The sequence below is a fragment of the Terricaulis silvestris genome, assembly GCF_009792355.1.
Lineage (GTDB): Bacteria > Pseudomonadota > Alphaproteobacteria > Caulobacterales > Aquidulcibacteraceae > Vitreimonas > Vitreimonas silvestris.
This window is the reverse complement of the sequence record NZ_CP047045.1, coordinates 3,854,959-3,864,763: the sequence shown is the minus strand read 5'-3', so window position 1 is coordinate 3,864,763 and position 9,805 is coordinate 3,854,959. Positions and strand designations below refer to the sequence as shown.

The following is a 9,805-nucleotide window of genomic DNA, read 5'->3' as shown; positions in this document are numbered from 1 at the left end:
AGCAACCCCCGCTAAGAACTTTGATTTTAGCCGCCCCCCGGCGGACACACTTTCCCCGTTCGCGCCGAATGCCTTCTTCGGCCCGTGGCTTCCGCCCCGGTCTTCACTGAAGCGTCGAAACGGCGTTTGAATGTTCGCCGGACAAGCGAACGATGGACTGATCGTTTGGGGTCGTCAACAGGAGGATTTTAACAAATTTTTCAATATCCACAGGACCGTTTAAGACATTGATTTAACAGTCATAAAATAGTCTATGCCAAACAGGAGATTGGTCCGTGGACGGAAGATATGCACGGTTTTTTCAGAGCCGGTTTAAGGCCCCGAAATACTTGGATTCGCTGGATTTGAATCGTCCGAGGACGGAACTCTTTTGTGGCGCGTATTAGCGCTTTTTGGCGCCCGAAAGCGCGCCGACGCGCTTGGCCAAACGAGAGACTTTGCGGCTGCCGAGGTTCTTGTGAACCACGCCCTTGGCCACGGCCTTCATCGTCGCCGCTTCAGCCTTACGCAGCGCGGCTTCGGCTGTCTTGTGGTCGCCCGCGACGATCGCTTCTTCAACACCGCGCCACGTCGAACGCATTCCGGTGCGGCGCGCCTTGTTGACCGCCATGCGGCGGCCGATGACGCGATTGGCCTTCTTTGCGGACTTCGTATTCGCCATGAGACTTGCGATTCCAGATGTGAGTTTCTGCGATGAAGCGGCGGCGTATAGCCTTGGCAAGCGCGCCCGTCAAACCCTCAACGGTGCTTAAAATCGGGGGGCCGCTTTGCAATGAAGGCGGCCATGCCCTCCTTTTGATCCTCGGTCGCAAACAGCGAATAGAACAAGCGCCGCTCGAGCCGGAGCCCTTCGTTCAAGGGCGTTTCGAATGCGGCGTTGATCGCTTCCTTGTTGGCGATGGTTGAGAGCTGACCCATCGACGCGATCTTCTTCGCCGCAGTGAGCGTTTCCTCCATCAGCTTGTCGGCCGCGACGACGCGCGCAACCAAACCGCAACGCTCGGCTTCCGCTGCATCCATCATGCGGCCGGTGAGGCAGAGATCCATCGCCTTGGCTTTGCCGACGCTGCGCGTCAGCCGTTGCGAACCACCCCATGCGGGCATGACGCCAAGTGTGACTTCAGGCTGGCCGAATTTCGCATTGCCCGCAGCGATGATGAAATCGCACATCATCGCAAGCTCGCAGCCGCCGCCGAGCGCATAGCCTGCGACCGCTGCGATCAGCGGCTTCCGTGTGCGTTGCACGCGTTCGAGATTGGCGAAAGGATCGCGCGCGTAGAGATCGGCGAACTGGCTTTCGGACATCTGCTTGATGTCGGCGCCGGCGGCGAAAGCTTTTTCCGAACCGGTGATGACGATGCAGCCGATCGCGGCGTCCGCTTCAAACGCGTCGAGCGCCGCGCTCACTTCGGCGATCAGCGCATCGTTCAGCGCATTGAGCGCCTTCGGGCGATTGAGACGGATGACGCCAACGCCGCCATCGGTTTCGACGAGAATGTTTTCGTAAGCCATGGGCGTCTGATGCGCCGCCTCATGCGGAAAATCAATCGCGCGGGGCGGAGCCGACGAAGACGATCGCCTGAAGCAGCAATTCTTCGCCACGCAGATGGAAACTCAACGATAGCTGCTCCCGGCCGCGAAGATAGATTGCCTCATTCTCGCCCCCGCCGCCGACCGAGATCGCCCACCCCAGGGGCGGCAAAGCGGTCTGGTAAAAAGCTCGGACCTGCTCGGCCTGGGCTTGGCCTCTCGCCGACGCGCCAATGACGCGCGCGCGAGCGTCGGAAAACTCCCAGTTGTCGCCGGCGTCCCGCAGCCCCGGCGCGATCGGCACGTCAGGAATTGTCGCAAAGTACGCCGTTTCGGCATGAGCCGGCGCCGCACAAATCACGGCGGCAATAATAACGGCGGCTCGACTCATACTGAAAGGCTACCACACACGCGCCGCAAATTGGCATCAGGGTCATGCGCGTGAGGGGCAGATGAGATCAGGTCTTTTTGCGGTGATTTTTGTTGCCGGGCTTTGCGTTGCCGGCGCCGCGGTGGCGCAGGACGGCGAAGAGCCCGCGCAACCAGGCGACGCATCCGCCCTTGAGGCGTGTCTCCGTTCAGCGCCCGAGCCCTCAGTCGATCTTGGACGCACGTGCATCGGCGTAGTTTCGCAGCCTTGCATGGAGGCGGGAAGCTCTTCGACGATGGAAATGGTGCGCTGCTTCCAGCGCGAGCGCCACGCTTGGGGCGCGCTGGTGGACCGCTACGTCACGAGCCTCCGCGCGCGCGAAACCGCGACACAAATTGTACGGCTCGATGCTTATCTCGCCGAGAGCGAGAGCTGGATCGAAGCCCATTGCCGATACCGAGCGTCATTGTACGAAGGCGGCTCGCTCGCCGGCCTGACTGGCGAGGCTTGCCGCACCAACCATTTGGGTGAGACGGCGATCGAACTGCATAGCCGCCTCTCGCACTACGATCATCGCTGACAGCGCGGACACCAGAAGGTGCTGCGGCCGTTCTGCACGAGCCGCACGATCGTGCCGCCGCAATTCTTGGTCGGGCATTTGTCGCCCTCGCGATCGTAGACGCGGAAGCGATGCTGAAAGCCGCCTTGTGCGCCATCGACGCCAGCGTAGTCGGACAACGTTGAGCCGCCCGCTTCGATGGCCTCTTCCAACACGGCGCGGATGGCGTGAAAGAGCTTGTCCAATCGCCCGGCGGAGATGCGCCCAGCTTCCTTCGTCGGCGCTATGCCGGAGCGATGCAGTGCTTCCACGACATAGATGTTGCCGAGTCCGGCGACAACGCGCTGATCCAGCAGCGCCGCTTTGATGCTCGTTTTCTTCTTCGCCAAAGCGCTCTTCAGATACGGCTCGTGAAAATGATTGCCGAGCGGCTCCGGCCCCATGCCTTTGAAGAACGGATGGGATTCGAGTTCGCTTTCAGCGATGAGATCCATGTACCCGAAGCGTCGCGGATCGTTGAACTCAAGCCGCGCGCCTTGCTCCATCTCGATCACGACATGCGTGTGCGTCGGATCGGGCGGTTCCGCGTAGTAGAAATCGCCGGGCTGTTTCTTGGCGCCAAGAATGGACCAGCGCCCCGTCATGCCGAGATGCGTGATCCAGACATTGCCGTCGTCCAAGTGCGCGAGCAGATATTTCGCGCGACGATCCAACGTCTCCACACGACGGCCGCTCAGACGCGCCGCAAACCGCTTCGGGAACGGAAAGCGCAAATCAGCGCGTTTGGTGCGCACGCGTGTAATGAGTCGTCCCACCAGCGCCGGCGCCAGACCGCGCCGCACGGTTTCCACTTCGGGCAGCTCAGGCATGCGGCGAAATGTCGGAAATCAAACGCAAATCCATTGCCGGCCGATATAGCCCCTCCCCGCCCGCGCCGCTATGGTTCAGCCCAAGGACACATGATGAGCGACGAGACTGCATCCTTCGGGTTCCAAGAGGTGCCAAAGGCCGAGAAGGCCCGACGCGTGCGCGCGGTGTTTTCATCGGTGGCGTCGAAATACGACCTGATGAACGACGCGATGTCGGGCGGCCTGCACCGGCTCTGGAAGGACGCCGCCGCCGCGAAGCTCAATCCGCAGCCGGGCGAACTCATTCTCGATGTCGCTGGCGGCACTGGAGACATCGCACGGCGCCTAAAGAAGCTCGGCGACGGCGCAGCACAGCGGCGCGGACTCGAACCACCTGAAATCCACGTTATCGACATCAACATCGAGATGCTCGAAGCCGGCCGCGCCAAATCCAAGCAAGATGGGCGCGAAGACGGCCTGCAATGGCACGAGGGCGACGCCGAGCATTTACCAGTCGATGACCATGTCGCCGACGCCTACATCATCAGCTTCGGCATCCGCAATTGCACCGACGTTCCAGCCGTTTTGCGTGAGGCCAAACGCGTCTTGAAGCCCGGCGGGCGGTTCTATTGCCTGGAGTTCTCGCGCCTCGCGATCGGCGGGCTTGAGCCGGTTTATGATTTCTATTCGTTTAACGCGATCCCGGCGCTGGGGAAATTGCTCGCAAACGACCCGGATTCCTACCGATATCTGGTCGAATCCATCCGCCGGTTTCCGGATCAGGAAGCTTTTCTCAATATGATCCGTGAGGCGGGTTTCGCACGCGCGGCCTATCGCAACATGGCCGGCGGTGTTTGCGCGCTGCATTGGGGTTGGTCGGTTTAGTGTTTTGGTCTTTCGTTGTCTTCGCCATCGCGGCGTTGGTGCTGATCGGCATCTTCACCGGCGTTGTTGGGCATATCCGGCGTCTACTGCGCGTGGCGCTGACGCTGGTGCGCTACGACGTGCTGCTGCCTGGCGAATATTACGATCGCTACCCAACCGGCTTGCAGGCGGCTCACACAGTCTTGAGCGTCTTCGCTAAGCGCCGCCGCGGGCGCAGTGTTGGTGAACGCTTGGCTAAAGCGCTGGAGCGCTTGGGCCCGGCTTACGTCAAGGTCGGCCAATTCCTCGCGACGCGCCCGGACATGATCGGCGTTACCGTGGCGCAAGAGTTGGGGCGCCTGAAGGATCGCCTGCCGCCCTTCTCGCGCACCATTGCGCTCGACACCATCAACTCAGAACTCGGCGGCACTGAAGAATTGTTCGCCGGCATCTCCGAAGCGATGGCGGCGGCGTCGATCGCGCAAGTCCACCAAGCCATCGTGCCGCGCCAGGGCGTGGTCGCGATCAAGGTGCTGCGGCCGCGCATCGAAAAGAAGATGGCCAAGGAAATGGCCGCGCTGCGCTTCCTCGCGCAAGCCATCGAAACCTTCTCGCCGCGCTCACGCCGGCTCGAACCGGTGCAATTCATCGACACTGTCGCCGCCGCCACTGAGCGTGAAATGGACCTGCGACTCGAAGCGGGCGCGGCGGCGGAGTTTCGCGAGGTCGCGGAGAAGGACGGCTACCTCACCGTTCCAAATATCGATTGGTCCCGCTCCGCTAAGCGGGTGATGACGCTCGATTGGATCGACGGCATTCCCCTGACCGACATCAAGGCGCTCGACAAAGCCGGGGCCGACCGCAGCGAATTAGCGATCGCGATCACACGCGGCTTCCTGGCCGCAGCACTCGACTACGGCTTCTTCCACGCCGACATGCACGAGGGCAATCTGCTCTACGGCAAGGACGGCAAGCTCTGGATCGTCGATTTCGGCATCATGGGCCGCATCGGCCATAAGGAACGCCGCTACCTCGCTGAAATCCTTTACGGCTTCCATCGCCGCGATTATCGCCGCGTCGCCGTGGTGCACCACGAAGCCGGCTACGTGCCAGAGAAGTTCACGGTTGAGGAATTCTCGCAAGCGCTTCGGGCCATCGGTGAGCCTATCTTCGGCAAGACCGCCGATGGCATCTCAATGAGCCGCCTTCTTCTGCAGCTGTTCGACGTCACCCATATGTTCGGCATGCATCTCAGACCCGAACTGGTGCTGTTGCAAAAGACCATGGTGCAGGTTGAAGGCGTCGCGCGCGCGCTCGATCCGCGACACGACATGTGGACGGCGTCGCGCCCGATCGTGGAGCGCTGGGTCGAGCGCGAGCTTGGGGCGGAAGCTGTCGCCCGGCGCGCCGTCGATGAAGCAGCACAAGGGTTCTCCGCGATGCGGCGCTTGCCGCACACGCTGACCGCGATCGAAGCGGCCGCGCGTAAGGTTGCGATCGAGGCGCCGCGCCAGGAGCGGCAATGGTACCAGATGCCGGTGTTCTGGCTGGGCCTTGTCGCTGGCGGTCTGATCGTGCTGGTGTTCGGCCCGCGCCCAGCGCCGCCCGTCGCGCAACCAATGGCCGAGACAGCGCGTATTGAATCACCGGCGCCCGTACTCGTGCGTCCAACCACGGACACCACTATGCCGCCTGTCGTCGATGCGCCGGCCGAACCGATCAACGGTGAAGCGCCCGCAGCCGAACCCGAGGCTGAGAAGGCAGCGCCTGCCCCATGAACAAACGCGTTCTCCTCATCATCGGCGGCGGCATCGCCGCTTATAAGAGCCTCGATCTCATTCGGCGCTTGAAGGAAAACGGCGTGTCGGTGCGCGTCGTCATGACCGAAGCCGCGCAGCGTTTCGTCACGCCGCTAGCGGCGGGCGCTATCGTCGGCGACCGCGTGTTCACCGATCTGTTCGACCAAGCCCAAGAATTCGACGTCGGCCACATCCGGCTGGCGCGCGAGTGCGATCTGATCATTGTGGCGCCCGCGACCGCGGATCTCATGGCGAAAGCCGCGCAGGGTCTCGCGAATGACCTCGCCTCCGCGGTTCTGCTCGCGACCGACAAGCCAGTTCTGTTCGCACCAGCGATGAACCCGCACATGTGGGCGAACGCCGCGACGCAACGCAATCTCGCAACACTGCAGGCTGACAACCGGCGCTTCATCGGCCCCAACGAAGGCGAGATGGCCGAGAGCGGCGAAAGCGGCATCGGCCGCATGGCCGAGCCCACGGAAATCCGCGACGCGGCGCTAGCGCTACTGAGCGACGGCCCACTCAAGGGCAAGAAAGCGCTCGTGACCGCAGGCCCCACGCTCGAAGCGATCGATCCGGTGCGCTTCATCTCCAATCGCTCTAGCGGCAAGCAAGGCTACGCCATCGCCGCCGCGCTGGCCGAACTCGGCGCGGAGGTGACGCTGGTCTCCGGCCCGACCAATCTCGCCGTCCCGCAAGGCGTGAAGCGCATCGCGGTTGAAAGCGCGGAGGAGATGCTGGCGGCGTCTGAGGCGGCGCTGCCGCTCGACGTCGCCGTCATGGTCGCCGCCGTCGCCGATTGGCGGCCAGCGCAAGCGGCTGACGAAAAGATCAAGAAGGACAAAGCCGGCATCCCCGCGATCTCGCTGGTCGAGACGCCGGACATCCTGGCGACGCTGGCCAAGGGCAAGAAACGGCCGAAGCTCGTCGTCGGCTTCGCGGCGGAGACCGAGAACCTCGAAGCCCACGCCCGCGCCAAGATCGCCAAGAAAGGCTGCGACTGGATCATCGCCAACGACGTCTCCGGCGACGTCATGGGCGGCGCCGAGAACGAGGTCCTGCTGATCACCAAGGACAGCGCCGAAACCTGGCCGCGCATGGCCAAGGAAGCGGTGGCGCGCAAGCTTGCCGAAAAGATAGCCGCGGAACTCGGCGCGAAGCCCCGCCAGCGCAAGTAACGTAGCGGCAATTTGCGCGTCGGTGGGGTCTTTATCCCGTCGCGGCAAATCGCTATGTAGCGCTCCTCATATCAGAGCACCGACTCAAACCCGAGCGCGAACGCGCGCCCAGAGGATGACGCTACCCGCATGAGCTTCCAGAACCACAACGAACGCCGCGAAGCCGCCGAAGCCGCCAAGAAGGCGATGCTGGACAAGTTCAAGACCAAGGCGACGGCGCCGGTTGATCCCGAGATCGCCGCGCAACGCGCCGCTGAAGCCAAGGCCCGCGAGGAAAAGCGCGTCGAGGCTGAGCAGCGCCGCCGCGAACGCGTCGAACTCGAAAAGCTCGAGCGCAAGCTCGCCGCCGAAGCCAAGGCCCAGGCCGAAGTCGACGCCGAGCGCTTCGCCGCCGAAGAAGCCGTGCGCAAGGCAGCCGAAGACGCAGAAGCTGCGGAGATCCTCTCGTTCGAGCAAAAGGCCCGCCGCGACCTGAAATACGCGGCGCGCAAAGCGCGCCAGAAGTAAGCGCCACGCGGACTAGCCGCGCAGGTTCAGCTTTTCCGTTTCTTCTTGCCGCGCGCGACCTCGGTCGCCAGCGCGTCGAGCTTGATCTCCCAGAAGCCGCGAAAGTGCTCGACCCATTCGTCGACTTGTTTGAGCGGCACTGCGTCCAGGGCGTAGATGCGGCGCGGCCCCTCGCTCCGCACGTTGGCGAAACCACTCTCGCGCAGCACCTTCAGATGCTGAGACACCGCCGGTTGGCTGATGCCGAACTCCGCCTGAATAACGTCCAAGATTTCGCCAGACGCATGCTCGCCCTCCGCCAGCAACTCCAGAATCCGCCGCCGCACTGGATCACCGAGAACGTCGAACGCGTGCATCAACTTTCGCCGCAGTAGAATTTCTTCGTCGTCTCCGCGCGCTTCAGCGCGACTTCGCGATCTTCGACCGCCGCCTCGGCCTCACCCCAGCGATCGCCCGACGCACGCATGAAGCTCTTGGCTTCATCCGTCGCGCCCCAGGCCGGATCGCTTTCCGGCGGCTTTGCTTGGCTCGGGTTGCTGAGGTGCAAGTAGAGCCCCAACAATCCGAGCTCCCAGCCAATCCCGACTGCGCCCGCGCCGAACTGATCCCAATGTGCTTCGGGATACGCGATGTGGCGCAGTTCCAGGCGCGCGCCGTCGCCGTCCTTGGCGAGATCGACCTCGACCCAACTCACGCCGCCGCCAAACTCCCAAGTCAGCGCCAAATGCTTCGGCGGCTCGCAGCGCGTGATCGTGCCGCTGGCGTTGCCTTGCACTTGGTATTTGCCGCCGAGCTTGAAGTCGCCCGTGACAGGCGCGAACCAGCGCGGCAGCCGTTCGGCGTTGCTGATGGCGTCCCACAGGTCCTCGACGCTGGTGTCATACGTCCGCGTCGCCAATACAACGCGAGCCGTACGCCCTTCACGTTCCACGTTGCGGACTTCACGCGTAACGGCGCCGATCAGGCTCGGGACGTCGATACTCATATCCGTTCTCCTCGCGGAGTCATATAAGCCACCACTTATATGAAGGCAAGGCGAATCCGGCTAGGTTCATCACCATGAGCAAGACTGTCAGAATCGAAGTCGCCACCCTGCCGCATTTCGAAGGGTTGGCCCTGCCCGCCTACGAGACGGCGCTCTCCGCCGGCATGGACTTGCGTGCGGCCGTGGCCAAAGACGAACCGATGACGGTCGCGCCCGGTCAACGCGTGCTCGCACCAACCGGACTGACCATTGCGTTGCCTGCTGGATACGAGGCGCAAATCCGTCCGCGCTCGGGGCTCGCACTGAAGCACGGCGTCACCTGCCTCAACACGCCCGGCACGATCGACGCTGATTATCGCGGCGAAGTGAAAGTGATCCTGATCAATCTCGGCCAGGAGCCGTTCGTCATCAAACGGGGCGAGCGCATTGCGCAGATGGTGCTCGCGCCCGTGACGCAAGGCGAATGGGACGTCGTCGAAACGCTGAGCGAAACCGCGCGCGGCGCGGGCGGCTTCGGCTCCACAGGCCGCGGTTAGCGGCGCGAGCGCAGGCCAATAAAGCTAGGCGGGCGACGGCGGGGCTTTTCTGCTTCTTCCTCTTCGGCAACTGGCTCGTTGACGTTGGCCGCGTCTTCGTTTGCGACTGCGGCTCGTTCCAGCGCCGCGCGATCATCGTGCGCGAGATGCACCTCACCGCCGCAATCGACGCGCGCCGCCTCGATGGCGCGGCGGAAATCCACGGGACGCGCCATTGGCGGGAACAGGATTCTCGCTTCGCCGGTGCCGGTCACGACCACGCGGCCATAGCCGAAGATACGCGCCCAGATCGATTGATCCAGCGACACGCCTTCGACGCTTTCCACGGCGAGTTCGTGTGTTTTGCGGTTCAGCCAGCCCTCTTTCAGGATGACGCGCCGGTTGGTGACGGCGAAATCCGTGGTCAGCATTTTGATCGCCATGCCGACAAATATGAAAACGCCGACGATAATGATGCCTAGCAGGAGAAGCTCTGCCCATGCGCCGACCCAGAACAAAGTCGGCCATTTGCCGCGTGCGATGATGGTTTCGCCTGGCGCCAGGCTCTCGTCGATATAACGCATGCAAAGCCAACGCATCGTCAGCGCGGACGTTCCGCTCCGGAATCGCCTCGACGCCCGGCGGCGCGG

13 protein-coding genes are annotated in these 9,805 nt (G+C 63.0%); 6 read left to right on the top strand and 7 right to left on the bottom strand.

What is annotated here, in order from left to right; genetic code table 11:
* Positions 1-382 precede the first annotated feature (382 nt).
* The 3 genes from rpsT to DSM104635_RS19760 all read right to left on the bottom strand — a co-directional run bounded on the left by rpsT (position 383) and on the right by DSM104635_RS19760 (position 1,921).
* A complete protein-coding gene (rpsT, locus tag DSM104635_RS19770) occupies positions 383-661 on the bottom strand; it encodes a 30S ribosomal protein S20 (protein WP_158767961.1) in 279 nt (92 codons plus the stop codon).
* Between the two features lie 77 nt (positions 662-738).
* Positions 739-1,512 (bottom strand): enoyl-CoA hydratase, encoded by a 774-nt coding sequence (locus DSM104635_RS19765; RefSeq protein ID WP_158767960.1) that lies wholly within the window; start codon positions 1,510-1,512, stop codon positions 739-741.
* A gap of 31 nt (positions 1,513-1,543) precedes the next feature.
* Complete coding sequence (locus DSM104635_RS19760; RefSeq protein WP_158767959.1) at positions 1,544-1,921, bottom strand: hypothetical protein; 378 nt, start codon at positions 1,919-1,921, stop codon at positions 1,544-1,546.
* Between the two features lie 61 nt (positions 1,922-1,982).
* On the opposite strand from DSM104635_RS19760, the gene DSM104635_RS19755 reads away from it, so the two are divergent.
* Entirely contained in the window at positions 1,983-2,480 is a 498-nt protein-coding gene (locus DSM104635_RS19755) for a lysozyme inhibitor LprI family protein (RefSeq protein ID WP_158767958.1), read from the top strand.
* On the opposite strand, the gene mutM is transcribed toward DSM104635_RS19755, so the two are convergent.
* Positions 2,471-3,328, bottom strand: coding sequence for a bifunctional DNA-formamidopyrimidine glycosylase/DNA-(apurinic or apyrimidinic site) lyase (gene mutM / locus DSM104635_RS19750; protein ID WP_158767957.1), 858 nt, complete (start codon positions 3,326-3,328; stop codon positions 2,471-2,473). The genes DSM104635_RS19755 and mutM overlap by 10 nt on opposite strands.
* Positions 3,329-3,421: 93 nt before the next feature.
* On the opposite strand from mutM, the gene DSM104635_RS19745 reads away from it, so the two are divergent.
* The 4 genes from DSM104635_RS19745 (at position 3,422) to DSM104635_RS19730 (ending at position 7,655) form a co-directional block, all read left to right on the top strand.
* Positions 3,422-4,192 carry a class I SAM-dependent methyltransferase gene (locus DSM104635_RS19745; RefSeq protein WP_158767956.1) on the top strand — a complete coding sequence of 257 codons (771 nt, stop codon included), beginning with the start codon at positions 3,422-3,424 and terminating at the stop codon, positions 4,190-4,192.
* Complete coding sequence (gene ubiB, locus DSM104635_RS19740) at positions 4,192-5,949, top strand: 2-polyprenylphenol 6-hydroxylase (RefSeq protein ID WP_158767955.1); 1,758 nt, start codon at positions 4,192-4,194, stop codon at positions 5,947-5,949. The genes DSM104635_RS19745 and ubiB overlap by 1 nt, the downstream gene beginning before the upstream one ends.
* On the top strand, positions 5,946-7,148 hold the full coding sequence (gene coaBC, locus DSM104635_RS19735) for a bifunctional phosphopantothenoylcysteine decarboxylase/phosphopantothenate--cysteine ligase CoaBC (RefSeq protein WP_158767954.1): 1,203 nt from the start codon (positions 5,946-5,948) through the stop codon (positions 7,146-7,148). Before ubiB ends, coaBC begins: the two co-directional genes overlap by 4 nt.
* A 129-nt stretch (positions 7,149-7,277) precedes the next feature.
* Positions 7,278-7,655 carry a DUF6481 family protein gene (locus tag DSM104635_RS19730; RefSeq protein WP_158767953.1) on the top strand — a complete coding sequence of 126 codons (378 nt, stop codon included), beginning with the start codon at positions 7,278-7,280 and terminating at the stop codon, positions 7,653-7,655.
* Between the two features lie 26 nt (positions 7,656-7,681).
* Here the strand turns inward: DSM104635_RS19730 and DSM104635_RS19725 are convergent, their stop codons facing one another.
* Together DSM104635_RS19725 and DSM104635_RS19720 are read right to left on the bottom strand one after the other, a co-directional pair.
* Complete coding sequence (locus tag DSM104635_RS19725; protein WP_158767952.1) at positions 7,682-8,011, bottom strand: ArsR/SmtB family transcription factor; 330 nt, start codon at positions 8,009-8,011, stop codon at positions 7,682-7,684.
* On the bottom strand, positions 8,011-8,640 hold the full coding sequence (locus tag DSM104635_RS19720; protein ID WP_158767951.1) for an SRPBCC family protein: 630 nt from the start codon (positions 8,638-8,640) through the stop codon (positions 8,011-8,013). Before DSM104635_RS19720 ends, DSM104635_RS19725 begins: the two co-directional genes overlap by 1 nt.
* A gap of 74 nt (positions 8,641-8,714) precedes the next feature.
* Here DSM104635_RS19720 and dut point away from each other — a divergent pair, with 74 nt between their 5' ends.
* Positions 8,715-9,176: a dUTP diphosphatase gene (dut, locus tag DSM104635_RS19715; RefSeq protein ID WP_158767950.1), complete on the top strand. Its 462-nt coding sequence runs from the start codon at positions 8,715-8,717 to the stop codon at positions 9,174-9,176.
* Here the strand turns inward: dut and DSM104635_RS19710 are convergent.
* A complete protein-coding gene (locus DSM104635_RS19710; RefSeq protein WP_158767949.1) occupies positions 9,173-9,739 on the bottom strand; it encodes a PH domain-containing protein in 567 nt (188 codons plus the stop codon). The two genes, dut and DSM104635_RS19710, sit on opposite strands and share 4 nt — an antisense overlap.
* Between the last annotated feature and the right edge of the window lie 66 nt (positions 9,740-9,805).